The organism is Herbaspirillum aquaticum (assembly GCF_002213425.1).
GTDB lineage: Bacteria > Pseudomonadota > Gammaproteobacteria > Burkholderiales > Burkholderiaceae_D > Herbaspirillum > Herbaspirillum aquaticum.
This window is the reverse complement of the sequence record NZ_NJGV01000005.1, coordinates 272,390-290,118: the sequence shown is the minus strand read 5'-3', so window position 1 is coordinate 290,118 and position 17,729 is coordinate 272,390. Positions and strand designations below refer to the sequence as shown.

Annotated in this window: 8 protein-coding genes; 7 read left to right on the top strand and 1 reads right to left on the bottom strand. The window is 64.3% G+C overall.

Translation table 11 applies throughout. From position 1 onward, the window contains the following. Genes CEJ45_RS07395 through CEJ45_RS07380 form a run of 4 tightly spaced genes read left to right on the top strand, consistent with a single transcriptional unit; the run spans window position 1 to window position 10,526 of the window. On the top strand, window positions 1-6,945 hold the full coding sequence (locus tag CEJ45_RS07395) for a beta-ketoacyl synthase N-terminal-like domain-containing protein (protein ID WP_088754516.1): 6,945 nt from the start codon (window positions 1-3) through the stop codon (window positions 6,943-6,945). After that, window positions 6,942-8,084 carry a Gfo/Idh/MocA family oxidoreductase gene (locus CEJ45_RS07390; RefSeq protein ID WP_088754515.1) on the top strand — a complete coding sequence of 381 codons (1,143 nt, stop codon included), beginning with the start codon at window positions 6,942-6,944 and terminating at the stop codon, window positions 8,082-8,084. Before CEJ45_RS07395 ends, CEJ45_RS07390 begins: the two co-directional genes overlap by 4 nt. After that, complete coding sequence (locus tag CEJ45_RS07385; RefSeq protein ID WP_088754514.1) at window positions 8,071-9,765, top strand: thioesterase domain-containing protein; 1,695 nt, start codon at window positions 8,071-8,073, stop codon at window positions 9,763-9,765. The genes CEJ45_RS07390 and CEJ45_RS07385 overlap by 14 nt, the downstream gene beginning before the upstream one ends. Next, window positions 9,762-10,526, top strand: coding sequence for a thioesterase II family protein (locus CEJ45_RS07380; protein ID WP_158214903.1), 765 nt, complete (start codon window positions 9,762-9,764; stop codon window positions 10,524-10,526). The genes CEJ45_RS07385 and CEJ45_RS07380 overlap by 4 nt, the downstream gene beginning before the upstream one ends. Window positions 10,527-10,697: 171 nt before the next feature. Here CEJ45_RS07380 and CEJ45_RS07375 read toward each other — a convergent pair whose 3' ends face one another. Further along, window positions 10,698-12,749 (bottom strand): TonB-dependent receptor, encoded by a 2,052-nt coding sequence (locus CEJ45_RS07375; protein ID WP_158214902.1) that lies wholly within the window; start codon window positions 12,747-12,749, stop codon window positions 10,698-10,700. Window positions 12,750-13,159: 410 nt separating this feature from the next. Here CEJ45_RS07375 and CEJ45_RS07370 point away from each other — a divergent pair, with 410 nt between their 5' ends. Genes CEJ45_RS07370 through CEJ45_RS07360 form a run of 3 tightly spaced genes read left to right on the top strand, consistent with a single transcriptional unit; the run spans window position 13,160 to window position 17,189 of the window. After that, window positions 13,160-13,549 carry a hypothetical protein gene (locus CEJ45_RS07370; protein WP_088754511.1) on the top strand — a complete coding sequence of 130 codons (390 nt, stop codon included), beginning with the start codon at window positions 13,160-13,162 and terminating at the stop codon, window positions 13,547-13,549. Window positions 13,550-13,578: 29 nt separating this feature from the next. Continuing rightward, window positions 13,579-15,423 carry an ABC transporter ATP-binding protein gene (locus tag CEJ45_RS07365; RefSeq protein ID WP_088754510.1) on the top strand — a complete coding sequence of 615 codons (1,845 nt, stop codon included), beginning with the start codon at window positions 13,579-13,581 and terminating at the stop codon, window positions 15,421-15,423. Continuing rightward, window positions 15,420-17,189 (top strand): ABC transporter ATP-binding protein, encoded by a 1,770-nt coding sequence (locus CEJ45_RS07360; RefSeq protein WP_088754509.1) that lies wholly within the window; start codon window positions 15,420-15,422, stop codon window positions 17,187-17,189. The genes CEJ45_RS07365 and CEJ45_RS07360 overlap by 4 nt, the downstream gene beginning before the upstream one ends. Window positions 17,190-17,729 lie beyond the last annotated feature (540 nt).

Below are 17,729 nucleotides of genomic sequence, written 5' to 3'. Positions count from 1 at the left end.
ATGTCCACTACTTCCTCCTCCTTCATGAACGAACACTACGGCGACACCTTCCCGATTGCCATCGTCGGGGCCGGCTGCCGCATGGCCGATGCCGATGATCTCTTTTCCTTCTGGCGCAAGCTGGCCGACGGCGAAAACATGGTGCGTCGCCTCGACGCCGCCGCGCTGGCCGCAGCGGGTGTGGCGACGGGCATGGCGCAGCATCCGGCCCACGTGCCGGTGGCCGCCGTGATCCCCCAGGCCGACCATTTCGACTGGGGATTCTTTGGCTACTCGCGCCAGGAAGCCGAAACCATCGACCCGCAGCAGCGGCTCTTCCTCATGTGCGCCTGGGAAGCCCTGGAAATGGCGGGCTATCCGCCCGAGGCGCTGGGCCGCAACAATCGCATCGCAGTACTCGGCGCCTGCAAGATGAGTACCTATCCGGCCGGGCGCTTCGAGCAGGTCCAGGAGGTCTCCTCTCCGCTGACCTTCCAGCGCCTCATCGGCAACGACAAGGATTACCTGGCCACGCGCGTGTCCTACAAGCTCAACCTCACCGGCCCCAGCCTGACGGTGCAGACGGCCTGTTCCAGTTCGCTGGTGGCGGTGCACATGGCGTGCGAGCAACTGGTCAGCGGCGAATGCGACATGGCCCTGGCCGGCGGTGTCGGGCTGAGCTTTCCGCAGGAAAGCGGCTATCTGCACCGGGACGGCATGATCTTTTCGGCCCAGGGCCAATGTCGCCCGTTCGATGCCCAGGCCGATGGGGTGACCATCGGCAACGGCGCTGGCGTGGTTTTGCTCAAACCGCTGCAGCGAGCCCTGGCCGACGGAGATCCCATCCTCGCCGTCATCCGCGGCTCGGCCATCAACAATGATGGCCAACGCAAGGCCGGCTTTACCGCCCCCTCGGTGGAAGGCCAACAGGCCGTCATTACCGAAGCCTTGTCGCTGGCCGCCGTCTCGCCGGCCGACATCGGCTTGGTCGAGGCCCATGGCACCGGCACCCCGCTGGGCGATCCCATTGAAGTCCGGGCACTGACCCAGGCATGGCGTCCCCACACCTCGGCCGCCCAGTATTGCGCCCTCGGTTCGGTCAAATCCAATCTCGGCCATCTGGACACGGCGGCCGGCATTGCCAGCCTGCTCAAGGCGGCGCTGGCGGTCCATCACGCCCACATCCCGCCCAGCCTGGGCGTGGAGACACCCAACCCGGCCATCGACTGGCAAGACAGCCCCTTCTATGTGCCACCCGTGCTACTGCCCTGGCCGGACAGCCAGACACCCCGTCGCGCAGGCGTGAGCTCGTTCGCCATCGGCGGCACCAACTGCCATGTGGTGCTGGAAGAGGCCCCGCCGATCACTGCAGCCCGCCCCGACGATGCGATACAGCCGCACACGCATGTGCTGTTGCTCAGCGCTCGCAGCCAGCGCGCACTGAGCCTGCTGGCGCAGCGCCATCTCCAGCGGCTGGAAGATGCGCCCGCGCTGGACCTGGCCGATTACTGCGCCACCAGCCGTCATCATCGGCAGCTGTATGGCTGGCGTCTGGCCGTGACCGGCGCGGACAGGGAGGCGCTGATCGACGAACTGTACCGTTTCCTCGAACAAGCCCCGGCGAGCCTGCATCCGCAATGCTGGGTCATGGGTGCTGACGGCCCCGATGCCGCCACTCTGGCCGACATCCTCAGCCAACCGCAGCCCGACTGGCAGGCGCATGTCCTGTTGCGCAGCACGCCACGGCAGCGGCAATTGCTGCCCACCGCCCCCTTCGAGGGTGAACGCTGCTGGTACAGTGCGCCGCCCGCCGCTGCGGAAGAAAGACTGTCCTCCCCTTGGGAACAGCTGTGCCAGAGAGGCCAGCAGCTCGGCGCCGAACTGGCGGCGGGACTGGATATGAGCCAGCTGGCACTGGAAGAACAAGGCGTCACCGCCCTGCACGCGCACTACGTGAGCACGGCCCTGGCCAGTCTGAAGGTGGTGCCCGAGGAGCAATGGAAGAGCGCCCGTCAATGCCTGCAGGACAGCGGCCTGCCGGACCGCTACCTTGATCTGCTGGCGCGGCTGCTACGCGACCTCGCCAGCGCAGGCCAGATCAGTTGCCAGCGCCAGGACGGCCAGCCGCACTACCGCCGCCTGCGCCTGCCGCAGGCAGATCGCAGCGCCGAATGGCTGGCCACCATGCGCCAGCTCGGTTATGACCATCTGGCGCAACTGGTGGAGCGCAGCGGGCCGCGACTGGCCGACATGCTAAGCCTGAAGGTGGACCCGGTCAGCGTGGTGTTCCCGGCGGCCTCCACGGAGGATGTGGAACACATGTACCAGGACCAGCCCTATTCACGTTACCTCAACCAGCTGGCTGCCGGCCTGCTGACCCGCCATGCCGCCCAGAGCCCCGGGCCGCTGCGCATCCTGGAAATCGGCGGTGGCACCGGCGGCACCACGCGCGATATCCTCGCCGCCTTGCCGGCCGGGCGCTGCCAGCACTACAGCTTCACCGACATCGGGCCGCTCTTCCTGCAGCGTGCGGCCAGGAAGTTTGCGGCCTATCCCTTCATGTCCTACGTACCGTTCGACATGAACCAGCCGGCCGCCACTCAGGCGCTGCCGCTGGCGCAATACGATGTCATCGTCGCCGCCAACGTGCTGCACAATGCCCCGCATCTGAGTCACATGCTGCGCAACCTGGCGGGCCTGCTGGCCCCCGGGGGGATCATCATGATGCGCGAGATCACCCAGCCCAAACCCCTGTTTGACTTCGTATTCGGTCCACTGGTCCCACCGCTGGATCCGCAGGACCGACGCGCGGGCGAGCTGTTCGGCTCCCGCGAGGTCTGGCAGGCCTCGCTGCAGGACGCCGGCTTCGAGGACTTCGCGGCCTTCCCCGCTGCGGATGATGCTGCCAGCAAGCTGGGGGAGCACATCCTGCTGGCGCGCCATGCTCAGGCGCGCCTTGCCCCGGCGGATCTGCCGGGGCAGCCGATCACTCTCACGGACCTGGCGCCGGGCGCCATCGTGGCGCAACTGCTGGATGGGCTCGATGCAGGCCAGACCGGCCCGCGTCTCTGCCTGGAACAACTGTGCTGGCATCTCGACCTCAGCGGCGCACCGCTGCCGCTGACGGCAAGCCTGCAACAGTGGCAGGACCACTTGCAACTGTCGGTACAGCTACCACAGCAACAACGCGCCCTGCTGTTATCTGCACGCCTGCGCCAACTGCGCGCCCTGCCCTGCCAGTTGCCCGCAGGCAGCCTGCCCGGCGGCAAGCTGGCCGACGCAGGCAACGCCTACGACAGCCTGCTGTCGAGCCTGCCGCAGCAAGAACCTTCGCCCTATCATCATCAGATCGCCCGCCTGTACTGGCCTCAACGGCAGACCGGCAGCAGCCAGTGGTTCCGCCATCCCGACCAGAGCCTGTCGCTGCGCAATGCGCAGGGGCAAGCCCTCATGGTCTGGCAGGGACATCGACCGGTCGCCGCTCTCCCGCAGCCATGGCGGCGTTCCGGTGAACCATCGGCGACTCTGTATCAGTGGGAATGGCAGCCCTGTTCCCAGAATGCGCAGGGCGACGGCGCGCTGCCGCGCAAGCTCCTGTGGCTGGATGCCCAGCCTTGCCCAGCGACGTGGATGCGCCTGTTGCAGGCAGCAGGGATCACGCTGATCCAGCCAGAACAGCCTGCTTCCTGGACGACCGCTGCACTGAACGCTTTGCTGACCCAGCATCAGCCCGACACGCTGTGCTATCGCGCGCATGACAGGGCTGGCGACGCGCCTGAAGAACAAGTCCAGGCCAGCCAGCAGCAACTGGGCGCACTGGCCGTGCTGGTCCAGGCAATAGCGGCATGGCCGCAACCCATGCGGCTGGTCCTGCTGACCGAACAGAGCCTGGCCGTCTGGCCGGACGACGTCGTACACCATCGCACCGGCCAGGCCTTGTCCTGCGTGCTGGGGGTGGCCCGCCATGAATATCCTGCGCTGGACGCGCTGCATCTGGAACTGGACCCATCGCAGCCGCCGACCACGGCCATGCTGCCCTGGCTGGCAGCGGCCAACGGCAACTTACAGACAGTGATCGCCCAGCGCGGCCAACAACTCTGGCAGCGCCAGTTGGCGGCGGCAGGCGCGCACTCGCTCGCCAGCCTACCCCAGGGCCGATGCGTTATCGTGGGCGGACTGGGGGAGATGGGACTGACGCTGGCGCACTGGCTGCAGCAGCAGGGCGTGCGCGATATCGTCTTGCTGGCACGCCGACGCGCCACTGCCGCCGAGCAGGCAAGGCTGCAGATGCTGAGCCTGGACGGCGCGCTGATCCAGGTCGATGCACAGGCCGACGCCACCGATCCCGCACAGTTCCGCGCCGCGCTGCAACGGCTGGCCGAGGGCCCGGCCATCGGTGCGATCTTCCATCTTGCCGGGGTCGTCAACGATGCACCGCTGGCGCGCTATGAAGCGACGAGCTGGCAGGCGTCGGTGAACACCAAGTACCTGCCGGCCCTGTTGCTGCACGAGTTCGAAGCCCAGCTGTCGCCGCAATTGACGGTCTACTTCTCATCGGCGGCCACGGCCTTCGCGCCAGCGGGCCAGGCCTCCCACGCTGGCGCCAACGCACTGCTGGAAAGCTTGGCGCAGCAACGTAGCCAGGCCGGTTGCGATACCGTGGCGCTGGCCTGGGGCTTCTGGCGCGACATCGCCCAGGACCAGCGCCAGGCACTGGCCAGCACCCTGGCGCAGCGCGGGATGCTGGGCATGAACAACAGCGAAGCGCTCGCCCTGCTGGCACAGGCGGTCGCAGGTGAACAGGCCGTGTATGTGGCCTGCCGTCTGGCCTCCACCTTGCCGGCAGAGGGCGTGGGAATCAACCATGCAGCGGCGCTCCCGACAGTGCAAGCCAGTCTGCCTGATGTCTCTGATGTGCGGGGGGGCTCCGGCTCTGGTCTGTTCGAGCAAGTCAGGCGAGACATGGCCGACCTGCTCAAGTGCGATGCCAACAGCCTGCATGGCCATAGCCAGCTGATCCAGTCCGGCCTGGATTCGCTGCTATTGCTGGAATTGTGCGAGCGGCTCAACAAGCGCTACGGCATCGATATCTCGGCCAGCACTGCCTTCGCTTCGCAAACGCTGCAAGGCTTCGTTGATGCCCTGGCCGGGCTGATCCCGCAGCAACGCACGCAAGCCCACGGGCCAACGCAAGTGAGCTTGCAAGCGCTCACACCGACGCGCGAAGAAGATCCGACCGGCCCTTATCTGCGCCAGCAACTGGCGCAACTGCTCAAGTGCGCACCGGACGAGATCGATCCGCTCACGCCGCTGATCCAGTTGGGGCTGGATTCCCTGCTACTGCTGGAACTCAACGAGAGTATCCGGCGCGATACCGGCGTGCATCTCTCGGCCGAAGATATCTTCAAGGCCAGCCATCTGCAGGCCCTCACGGAACTACTACGCCAGAAGCAAGCCCATGCCACCCCGGCCCCAGCGCAGGAAACCCCGCTGCTGCGCCAGGCGCTGCAAGCGCTGGAGCGGCAACGCCCCGGATGGCTGCTGGACAATGGCGATACCGCCCGTCCCGCCAGCGCCGCACCACCACGCCTGCAAGGGTTGCGCGCGCTGCGCTGGCAACAGGCACATGCAGACCGGCCGCCACAGCTCTATGTCGAATACGACAAGACCGAGTCCTTCCCCCTGGCCCGCTTCGAGCAAGCCTGGAACAGGCTGCTGCAACGGCACCCCATCCTGCGCTGCGGCATCGCCAGCGATGGCCAGTTGCGTCCGGTCGCCGAGGTACAGCAGCGCATCACGCACCATCATCTGACGGCGCAGCAGGGCGACTCCCTGGCGGTAGCGCGCCAGCAGTTGCGGCAACGACTGAGCAGCTATCGTTTCGCACCGGGGGAATGGCCGCTGTTCCAGTGGCACGCCAGCCACCTTCCGGGGGAACGGCTGTGCCTGCATCTGCTGGTCCACACCCTGCTGGTGGATATCGAGAGCTTCCGCATCATGCTGCGTGAGCTGCACCTGCTCATCAACGATCCCGACTATGGCCTGCCCAGCCTGGCCTTTGACGGACTGGACTATCTGCATGCCGAAACAGCACTGAGCCAGACCCCCCTGGCGCAGTCGCATCTGCAGCAGTACCGCAACATCGTGGCCGGCTATCCCGCGCCGCCCGAACTGCCGGTCCATGCCAGCCAGCGCGCAGGTGCTGCGCTGCTGACGTGGCGCCGCACCCTGGCGCGCCCGGACTGGCTGCAGCTGAAGCAACAAGGGGAACAAGCCGGCGTGAGCGGCACCGTAGTGCTGCTGGCGGCCTTGGCCATGGCGCTGCAACCGTGGACGCAACAGTCCGCCTTTTCGCTGCGGCTGGACTATCCCGATCGCCTGCCGCTGCATGCCCACATCATGAACGTGATGCTCGATGCCAGTACCTGCGCCGTGCTGCCCTGCGACCTGACGGCCAGCCATGTGACGGCCCTCATGCAACAGTGCCAGCAGGCTCTGCAACAACGCTTGCAGCTGTTCATCCCCGACCCCGCAGCAGTCTTGCAGGACCATCAGCACAGCACCCTGGGCAGCACCCACCTGGGGGCGCTGCCGCCGGTGGCCATGACCAGCCTGCTGGGCGTGCGCCAGGCCTACAGCATCCCGGAAGTGTCCGATCCGCTGCTGGGCATGCCCAGCTACGAAACCGCCAGCCAAGCCGATACCTGGCTGCACCTGCAGGTGCTTGAAGAGGAAAGCGCCCTGCTCTACAACATCGACCTCGACACCAGGATATTCCCGGAAGAAGTCGGCGAGACCGTCATCCTGCGCCTGGAAGCGATCCTGCATGCGCTGGCCCGTTCAGCCGACAACTGGCAACGCCCGCCCACGGCGCTGATCCAGGCCGAGGCCGATCTTGCCGACATGGCCGCCTTTGCCGCTGAACTTCCCCGGCTGTCTTCGCTGCGCAAGAAAGGCCACCCATGAACGCCGACAAGAACCTGGCAACCAGGCCGCCGCGCAAGGTCATCGTCTGCGGCACCCGTTTCGGCGAACACTACCTGGCGGCGCTGGCGCAGCAAAGACCGGGCTACCAGCTGTGCGGCATCCTGGCCAGAGGGAGTGCGCGCTCGGTCGCGCTGGCGCGGCAACTGGACATTCCCCTGTACCGGCAGGTGGATCAGTTGCCCGCAGATATCGATATCGCCTGCGTGGCGGTGAGGACCAGCATCGTCGGCGGCGATGGCACACGGCTGGCCAGCGCATTGCTGCAACGTGGCATCCATGTGCTGCAAGAGCATCCGCTGCACCCCACCGATACCCAGCGCCTCTTGAGCACGGCACGAGAGTATGGCGTGCGCTACCAGATCAATACGCTGTATCCCCATCTGCCCGCCGGCCAGCGCTTCATACAGTACGTACGCCAGGGCCTGACGCAACAGCCGCTGTGGTTCATCGAGATGACGACCAGCCTGCAACTGCTGTACTCCAGCCTGGATATTCTGGGACGCGCCCTGGGCGGCTTGGCGCCCTTTGCTGTAAGCGCGCCCTTGAGCCTGGAGACGCTGCCCCGGCCAGCGCACCCCTGGCCGTTTCGCTCGCTGCAGGGTGTGCTGGCGGGGATTCCCTTGAGCCTGCATCTGCAAACCTATCTGGACCACCGCGACCTGGACCACCACAGTCTGGTGATGCACCGGATCAGCTGCGGTGGACCGCAGGGCAATATCCTGCTGGCCAACAGCTATGGCCCCGTAGTCTGGAGCCACCCGATCTACGCGCCCAACTATCAGGAGGATGGCGCCGACGCCTCATACCTACTCAACGGCGAAGCGCTGCGCAGCAGCCGCTACAACCGCCAGCCCACCGCCATCACCTTCGGGCCAGCGCAGGCGCCCAGCCTCAATGAGGCGGTCGAAGAGGACATTCCCCATGCCATCTTCAGGGCGCTGGACGAACTCATGCAGGAACCCAGCCCGGATAGTCCGCACTGGGTCCAGCATGGCCAGACCTGGCTGGACATCATGCGCGCCGTCGGCCAGCCCGTCATGACCGAGCTGGCTCCGCCCTGCCCGCCCTTCCCTGATCCCGTTTTCTACGCCAGAGAGCATGCCCATGCTGGACGCTAACCATCGCCGCAACCGGCTGGCCTACCAGGGTCTGGCCACCCTGCTGGAACACGCCGGGCTGGCCGACCATGCCCACTATCTGAACTGGGGCTATCACAGCGACTGCCCGGACAGGGACCAGGCCTGCCATCGCATCGCGGATCACGAGCCCAATCACAGCCAGGCCCGCCTGGTGCTGGAAATCATCGGCAAGACGCCCCTGGATGGCAAACGGATCATGGACATCGGCTGTGGCCGGGGTGGAGCGCTGGCCCTGCTGCAGCGTTTCTATGCGCCCACGCAACTGATAGGCATCGACATCAGCCCCAGCAATATCGCTTACTGCCGCCAGCAACACCAGGGACGGCGCCTGCGCTTCCAGCTGGGGGACGCCTGCCGCCTGCCGCATCCCGACAATAGTGTGGATGTAGTGCTGAACATGGAATCCTCGGGCGCCTACAGCGACCTGCCGGCGTTTTTCGAACAGATGCAGCGCATCCTGGCCCCGCGGGGTTATTTCTGTTTCAGCGACGTCATCGACCAGAACAGCCTGCCGCTGCTGCAAGAGGCCCTGTCCCTGTGCGGCCTGGAGCTGCAGCAGCACCGCTCGGTCAGGCAAGAGGTGCTGGCTTCGCGCCGACGCGCCTCGCCCCATTTGTGGCGGCGATTGCAGCAGGTCCTGGCGGAGCTGGACAATCCCTCCTTGCACGCTGAACTGCAACAGTATCTGGCCCACCCCGACTCGCCCCTCTTTGCCGCTCTGGAAGAGGGCCGCGCCGACTACATCATCCAGCACTGGCGCAAGAGCACCAGGCGAGCGCAGCCGATTGGCCCTGCACTGCAGGAAGCGCTGCGCCAGCGCGGCCAGCGGCTGGAACAAGTGCAACAACCGCGACAAACACGGCCACCGACCCCACGGCCAGCCCCGCCCGCCGAGCGGGGTGGCAGCTGGCTGCCGCTCAGTCATCCGGCCACGCAAGCCAGACCCGGTCATTGCAATCTGTTCGCGCTACCTTATGCAGGCGGCGGCGCGTCCGTCTATCGGGACTGGACGTCGGCCAGCGCGCACTGGAGCCTGCATCCGCTCCAGTTGCCCGGGCACGAGAACCGGCTGGCGGAAGCCGCCCATGTGGACATGGACAAGCTGGTGCAGCAACTGGCCGCGGTATTACAGCCCTATGTGCAGCAGCCCTGGGCGCTGCTGGGCTGTAGCCTGGGCGGCAAAATCGCGTTCGAACTGGCGCGTCACTTCAGCGCCCAGGGAACACCGCCGCAGCATCTCATCGTGCTGGCCTGTCCCGCTCCCAGCGTGCCGGTACGACAAGCGCTTTCGCACCTGCCGCCGGCCCAGTTCGCCCACGCCGTGGCCCAACTGGGCGGAACACCCGCCGATATCCTGCAGCATGCCGACATGATGCAGACCGTCATGCCGGCCCTGCGCAGCGACAGCCAGTTGGCCGAACACTATTGTTGCGCCAGTGACTGCAGCATCGATGCGCCCATCACGCTCTTCTATGCCGAGGACGATCATCTGGTCACGCCCGAGCAGGCGTTACAATGGCGCAACCACACCCGTGGTCGGTTTTCAGCGCATGCCGTGGCGGGCGGCCACTTCTTCCTGCGCCAGCAGCGCCCACAACTGCTGGCGTGCATCGATCAACTGCTGTCCAGCCCCTGGAAAGAGGAAATAACACACGCATGATCTCTTCCACACCAACCAGCCCCTACCTGCCCTTCAACGATACGCATCGCAGTGGCATGACCTTGTTCTGCCTGCACCACGCCGGCAGCAATGCGGCCAGTTTCCGCAGCTGGCAAGCCTATTTTGCCGGCTACGGCATCCACATCGCCCCCCTCGAATTGCCCGGACACGGAACGCGCCGCAGCCAATCCCTGCATACCAGCCATCTCACGCTGATCGAGGACATGAGCCACGCTTTGCTCGGGCTACTTCCCGAACGCTATGCCATCTATGGACACAGCCTGGGTGCGCTGCTGGGCTTTGAACTGGCCAGCGCCCTTCAAGCGCAGGGGCGGCCACCGCAAGCCTTGTTCGTCTCGGGCAGGCGACCGCCGCAACTGCCGACACCGCTGCCCTGGCGTCATCAGATGGGCGATGCCGAGCTGGTCGAGCAATTGCTGGCCCTGGGCGGCAATGGCAGCACACTGCTGGCGCACCCGGAACTGCAAGCGCTTTTTCTTCCCGTCATCCGCGCCGACTTTGCCGTCACCGAGTGCTATCAATACCAGCCCAGACCGGCGTTGCAATGCCCGCTGCATAGCTTCGTGGGAGAGCGCGATCCCGAAGTGAGCGCGGCACAAATGGCGCTGTGGCAAATGCATGCAGCAGCGCACTTCAGCCAGCAGGTCATTGGCGGCGCACATTTCCCCGATGAACAAGCCCAGCAGGTGCTATGGCAGGAGATTGCACGCCGGTTGGTGCAGAGCAGGGAGAAGGTTTGATTATTTGATGGTTGTTTGATCCCAACATCAACATCGATCAAGACAAAGATAGAAACGGAATATCAACAACAAAACAAGAACAGGCAAAGGCTTGCACCTTTGCCTGTTTTTTACTTGCTTAGACCAGTGATCACGCCACGACTACGCTGCGCAACTGGCCCTGCACTCCGCTCAGAAATCGTAACGCAGCTTCACGCCGAACTCCCTGCCTTCGCCCAGGGTAGCGAACTTCAGTCCGTTGGTGGTAGCGGCATAGTTCAGATAACGCTTGTCGAAGGCATTGTTGATGTAGAAGCTCACATCGAGCTTGCTGGTAGCGCGCCACGACACTTGGCCATCCACCAGCATGTAGCCCTGCTGCTTCAGGCTATTGGCCGCATCGAACTGCTGCTGGCCGATGTAGCGCGCTGCCACACGCGGACGTACCATGCCCACGTCGGTTGCAATGCGGCCGCTCAGGCTGGCCGCCAGGATATAGCGGGGCACGAAGGGCAGCTTGTTGCCGGTGTAGTCGGTGCTGCTGTTGACGCGATAGTCGGTGAAGATCGAATCGACCACCTGCGCATCCAGGCCCAGCGTCCAGTTGCGCAACACTTCAGCCGACAGGTTGGCTTCGATGCCGCGAGAGCGGGCTTGTCCGGCGTTGGTCAGGTATTGGCTGCCGACGATGCCCTGGTACAGCTGGGTATTGCGGCTTTCGATCTGGAACACGGCGGCACGGGCGCTGACCTTCTGGTCCGGGGTGTTGAACTTGAGCCCCATCTCATAGTTCAGCGAGGTCTCGGGACGATAGGAGCGGCTGTCGTTGGCGCTGGTCGGCTGGAGATTGTAGCCGCCCGGCTTGTAACCCTGGCTGAGGCTGGCGTAGGAACGCAGCGAAGGTGTGAGCTGATAGCCCGTGCTCAACTTGCCCAGCGCCTTGTTGCTGCTGGTGCTGGCGGCATAGGCAGCCACCCCTTCGATGGGTAGCACCCCGGAGGTCTCGGCCTTGTCCTGCACCAGGCGCGCACCGGCGCTGACATCCCAACGCGGGGTAACGTGCCAGGTCCCGTCGACGAACACGGCGGCCGAGTCGGTGGTGGTCTGCGAGCGGTCGGTGCCGAAGGTCGGGAATAGCACGTAGCTGCTGCGCTGCTTGTAGCGACCGTGTTCAAAGTAGGCGCCCACCACGCCATCCCATGCACGGCCCGTGCCGCGGGTGGCCAAGCGGACTTCCTGCGACAGACTCTCCTGGCTTTCGGGCATGGACTTTCCCTGCGCACCCAGCAGCCGCTCGCGGATATCGACCTTGTTGCGGGCCGTGACCAGGCTGAGGCGATAGTCGCTGAAGTCGTAATCGGCGCTCAGCGACATGTTGTCGATACAGCGCTTCATATAGGAGTTCATCGTAGCCAGCCCCGGTACGGAGTTGCCGTCCAGGATGACCCGGTTGCTGAAATTGGTGTAGGAGACGTAGTTGTCTTCGGCAGAGCGGACGCACTCATGGCTGGCCATGAAACGCACGTCCAGCGGCCCGCCCACGGGGGCATAGCGCAGCTTGACCTGGCCGGCCACATCCTCGCGCATGCCCACATTGTCCTGCCCACTGGAGAGGCTACGCAGGAAGCCGTCGGCGCTGTCGTAAGCAATCACGGCTTCGCCATACAGGGAGTCCTTGACCAGCGGTCCTGAGATGGAAGCAGTGGTGGTGCGGCGGCCACGGTTGCCAAACCCACCTTCGACATGGCCGGCCAGTTCATTGTCAGGCTGGCGCGTGACGATATTGATCACCCCGGCGGCGGCATTACGGCCAAACAGGCTGCCCTGGGGGCCTCGCAGCAGTTCCACCTGTTCCACATTGGTAAGCAGCTGCGACTGCGCTGTCACGAACTGCGGCACACCGTCCACATACATCACCACGGCCGGATTGTAGGTATTGAGGGAGGCCACGCCACGCAACGACGGGGTGATGAAAGCGCTGTTGCCCTGTTGCGGCAAATACAGGTCAGGCAAGGCGCGTTGCAGATCATCGGTGCGGCTGACGTTGGCTTGCTCCAGCGTCGCACCTGAGACCACGCTGGTGGAGCCGTTGATCTTCTGCTCGGTCTTGCCCTGCTTGCTTGCCTGCACCGTCACCTCGGGTAGGGCGGCCCCTTGCGAAGCAACCTCCTGCGCCACGCCCACCGGCGAATACAGAGTCAGCGCCCCGGTGAGGGCCATATAGATCGGCTTTCTTTGGAACATGTTTTTGTTGTCCTTAATCTCGTACCTGCAGGTGTCTTGAGATGACCGTGATGGCATGCCAGCACGCCAATGCAATCCTCTCTCCACTGTTCACGGGCAAGAAACAAGGCTAAGAACAGATTTCGCGCCGATGCCGCCATTGAGGTCCGCATGCCAGTGTCCTCCCCCGGCAAATTACGCGAGGTGGCACAGATGACACCCCGCTCCAGAACATCGGCCTCTAACGCTACGCAACACCTTCCTGGTATCAAAAAGTTCACGGTTAAATGATTACGACGATTTGCAGCGAGCCAGATAATAACAATAATGATTCGCATTTGCATCCAAATTTGATAGTATCGCTCGCACGCCCTCCAGGCATCCACGGCAAAAACGTCAACGCACCTCACGAACAAGAAGGGAAAAACGAGATGAGCATCATCAGCACCCACGACTGGCCCATCGTCCACTACCAGATGCCCGATCATGTCAGCGACGCCGACGCCGACGGCGTCATTGCGCAGCTCGACGCCGTGCTGGCGCGTGGCGCGAAATTCGTTCTGATCTTTTCCGGGGCGGAGCTGCCGCGCGATTCTGCGCATTTCATGAAGCTATATGCACAGTGGAGCAAGCGCACCCTGGCCGAACAACGCAAGTGGTGCCTGGGCGCAGTGCGCATCGAGCCTGACGAGCGCAAACGCAATGCCTTCTGGCGCAAGGCCTTGATCTATGTGATGTCCAGTCGCTCCCCCTATCCCTACAAGATCGTAGCCGACAAGGATGCCGCGCTGGCCCAGGCCAACCACTGGCTGGCCGCCTGAGCAGGCCGGATTCCAAGAAAGGTTCTGCCGTGCAAGCGACTCCTCTGCCCCCATCTGATGCGGCCCCTCCTGAGGCCGCCTCTGCTTCTGCAGCGCGCGCTGCCCCTGCGCCCGGCGCAGTCTCCCGACTGCTGGCGCTGACCCGTACAAGACCAGGTCCCCTGCTCATCGCCACGCTGGCCGGCATTGCTGCTGCCATCCTGAGCCTCACGCCCAACCTGGTGGCCTACCAGTTCAGCCTGGCGCTGCTGCATGCGTCACTCGACCAGGACCGCCTCATTGCCCTGGTGGGCTGGCTCATTGGCGGGACGCTGGCGGGGCGGCTGTGCTTCCTGGCCAGCCAGGTGAGCTCGCACCTGATGGCGGCAGACATCCAGACCGAGCTGCGTCGCCAGTTGCTCTCCAGGCTGGTCAATGTGCCACTGGGCTTTTTCCAGGACCATTCTTCACAGAAAATCCGGCAGGTGGTGATCGACGACGTCGAGCAACTCGAAGATGGTCTGGCACATCTGATCCCGGAACTGACTTCGCACTTCATTGCACCGCTCATCGTCATCGCCGCCCTCTTCGCAGTGGACTGGCGACTCAGCTTGGCTTCGCTGTCGAGCCTGGTACTGGGGATGGTGGCCTGCATGCTGCTCATGCGCAAGCGGCATGACATTGCCCAGGACTTCTATCTCAACCAGGGCAAGCTGTTCAAGGCCATGACCGAGATCCTGCGCACCATGCCCGCCGCACGACTGTTCAACAGCGGGGCCGCCATGCAGGACCGGGTGGAAGAAGCCAATGGCGACTATGTCGGCACCGCCCATCGCTGGGTGCGTGGCGCGCTGCTGCCCAATCTGGTGATGCAGGTGCTGGTGAGCTCACCGCTGCTGTTGCTGCTGCCGCTGGGCCTGTGGTGGCACCAGCAGGGCAGCCTGGACCTGGCCACCTTGTGCTTCTTTGTCTTCTTCACGCCTGGGCTGGGCAACCTCTTGACCAAGCTGGCCGGTTTTTCCAACCGTTTCGTGCAGCAGCAGCAAGCCTTCGAACACCTGGACATGTTGCTGGGCGCTCCTGAACAGAGCGAGGGCAGCCACACGTCCCTGCCCGAGAAAATCACCATCCGCTGCGAGCAGGTTTCGTTCTCCTATCACCAGCAGGCGGTGCTGGACAATCTCAGCCTGACCCTGCATCCCGGCACCACTACCGCACTGGTCGGCGGCAGCGGTTCGGGCAAATCGACGCTGGTGAAGCTCTTGCTGCGTCATTGGGATGTGACCAGCGGCCGCATCCTGCTGGGCGAGCGGCCCATCAACGACTATACGCGCGAGGCATTGCGCCAGAACATCACCTGCATCTTCCAGGAAAACCAGCTCTTCGACATGAGCATTGCCGACAACATCCGCTTGGGCAAACCTGCCGCCACCGAGGAGGAAGTCATCCAAGCGGCGCGGTCGGCACAGGCGCATGAGTTCATCATGGCGCTGCCGCAGGGCTACCAGACCGTGCTGGCGCAGGGCAGTACGCTGCTCTCGGGCGGCGAACAACAACGTCTGGCCATCGCCCGGGCCATTCTCAAGAATGCGCCCATCCTGCTGCTGGACGAAGCCACGTCCCAGGCCGACGCCCTCAATGAACATCGCATCCAACTGGCGCTCTCGGCCCTGGCCGCCGACAAGACCGTACTGGTCATCGCGCACCGCCTGAGCAGCATTGCGCACGCCGACCAGATCGTCGTGCTGGAACAAGGACGCGTGGTCGAGCAAGGCCCGCATGCCGCACTGCTGCAGCAGCAAGGTCGCTATGCCAGCCTGTGGCGAATGCAGCACGCCCACGACATCACGCCCGCGCAGCCAACCTCCGAACCCTCTTCTCCCGCCCTCTCATGACGACCCGACAGACCCTGAGCTGGAACCAGATTGTCCACACCTGGTTCGGCAACACCCCCGTCCAGGAACGGCGACGTTACCTGCGTGCACTGTGCATCATGATGCTGGATGGTCTGCTCAGCGCTATCCCCTATCTCTGCGCGGCCATCTTGCTGGGCAGCCTGCTGCGCGGGGCGCAGGCAGTACCACCTTACTGGACGGTGCTGCTGGCGTGCGCCTGCCCGCTGCTGCGGCTGCTGATGACTTCCTCGGCGCAGACTGCACTGTTCATGGAGGGCTATCGCATCACCGGGCAATTGCGCTCCAACCTGGTCGCCCACGCCATGAGGGTTCCACTGGGCTTGCTCGCAAGCGCTTTTCCCAGCGAACGCCTGTCGCGCTTCATCGTGCATGACCTGCGCTGGGTGGAAGAATTTTCTTCCTTCGGGATCGCCCAGCAGATCAGCAACGCGTTGCTGCTGACTGCCCTGATCGGCGCGCTGGGGTGGCTGGACCTGACGCTGGCCTTGTTGGTCGTGGTCTTGCTGGCCGTAGCGGTACTGATGCTGGAGCAGATCGGGCGCAGGATGTTGACCAGCGCACGGCAGCAGCAGGCGCAGCTGGAACAGGTCTCGCGCCATCTGGGCGAACTCAGCGCCGGCATGCCGGTACTGCGCGCCTACCAGGATGATGCCCGCATCAAGCAGCGATTCACCCAGCACAACCAGCAACTGCGACAGTTTTACCAACGCACGAGCTGGAAGCTGGCGCCAGGCCTGTTGATCTCCAACAGCCTGTTCGGCCTGGTGATGGCAGCCGCCCTGAGCTTTGCCGGATGGCGCTATCTGGACGGCCATCTCGACGGCGCCCAACTGCTCATCGTGCTGGCGGTGCTGAGCACCCTGAGCCAGCCCATAGAATCGCTGTTGGCGCAACGCTTCCAGGCACTGGCCAGCAAGGAAGCCATGGCCGCTCATGCCGCCCTGCTGGCCCATCCCGCTCTTCCCGACGGCCACGCGGAGGTGGCAGCGGGAGAGGCGCAGATCCGGCTGGAGCAGGTCAGCTTCGGTTACCGGCATGGCGAGCCGCTGCTGCACAATCTCGATCTCGATTTTCCCGCTGGCAAGACCACCGTGATCGTCGGCCCCAGCGGCGCGGGCAAGTCGACCCTGCTGCAACTGCTGGCGCGCTTCCACGACACCAGCATTGGTCGCATCCTGGTGAACGGTCAGGATATCCGCGCGGTTGCGCTGGGCGACCATCTGGCGCGCATCAGTATGGTGTTCCAGGATGGCTTGCTGTTCCAGGACAGCATCGCCAGCAACATCGCAGCCGGCGCCCGTCACGCCACGCCGGAGCAACTACGCGCCGCTCTGCGCGCCGCCCAGTGCGAAGCTTTCGTAGATGCGATGGCGGATGGAGCCGACACCCAGCTGGCTGAATGGGGGCGCAATCTCTCCGGCGGACAAAAGCAAAGACTCACCATCGCCCGCGCCTTGCTCAAGGATGCGCCTGTCGTGCTGTTCGACGAAATGACCTCGGCGCTGGATGCTGAAAACGATCACGCCATCCGCTGCGCGCTGCGTGAGCTGCTGCCAGGACGCACCACCATCATGGTGGCGCACCGCCTGGATCACGCGGTCGCGGCAGACCAGGTGGTAGTGATGGATCAGGGCAAGGTGATCGACTGCGGCAGCCATGCCGAACTGCTACGCCGCTGCCCGCTTTATCAGCAGCTTTGGTCGGCATGGAGCCAAGGGCAGTCCTGGCAGCTGGGCCTGCATTGAGCAACTCAGATTGACGTTCGATGTCATCGCCGCACCGCAACGAATCTTTTACCATGCGTCTTTATAGCGATTGACAGCGACAGCAGACAGTGGCGATGCATTCGTTATCAACGATTGATATCGGTATTACCATGATCACTGCGCCAACCTTCCCGACCGCTCCTTCGTCTGCCCGCGCCCTCTCGGCTATGCCTTCACGTGGGCCGGTGCGCAACCGCTGCACAGCCTGGGTCTGATCATCGGCCAGGTCGCCGGAGCCGCCTTCCTGGTCAGCTATGGCAGCGGCCTCACCTTCAGCCTGGCCGCCCCCTCATCAACCTGCAGCTCTACCTGCTGGTGGCGCTGCGCATGGGCGCGGCCTGGTTTGCCGCTGCAGGAAAGATGTTGCAGGGAAGCGGCATGAGTCTGACGACACGCGCGATAGTGGAGACACGCTTTCGCTAATCATCCAGCTGATTGCCACCATAACCTTCTGCCGCAGTACGGCCCGGCGCGGGCCTTGTGAAGAAATGCGTGGATGTTCTTTTTCGCCAGAGCAAT

Coding starts and splice junctions, on each gene's coding strand:
- CEJ45_RS07380 (WP_158214903.1), top strand. CDS start 9,762: ATGATCTCTTCCACACCAACCAGCCCCTACCTGCCCTTCAACGATACG.
- CEJ45_RS07395 (WP_088754516.1), top strand. CDS start 1: ATGTCCACTACTTCCTCCTCCTTCATGAACGAACACTACGGCGACACC.
- CEJ45_RS07370 (WP_088754511.1), top strand. CDS start 13,160: ATGAGCATCATCAGCACCCACGACTGGCCCATCGTCCACTACCAGATG.
- CEJ45_RS07375 (WP_158214902.1), bottom strand. CDS start 12,749: ATGTTCCAAAGAAAGCCGATCTATATGGCCCTCACCGGGGCGCTGACT.
- CEJ45_RS07385 (WP_088754514.1), top strand. CDS start 8,071: ATGCTGGACGCTAACCATCGCCGCAACCGGCTGGCCTACCAGGGTCTG.
- CEJ45_RS07390 (WP_088754515.1), top strand. CDS start 6,942: ATGAACGCCGACAAGAACCTGGCAACCAGGCCGCCGCGCAAGGTCATC.
- CEJ45_RS07360 (WP_088754509.1), top strand. CDS start 15,420: ATGACGACCCGACAGACCCTGAGCTGGAACCAGATTGTCCACACCTGG.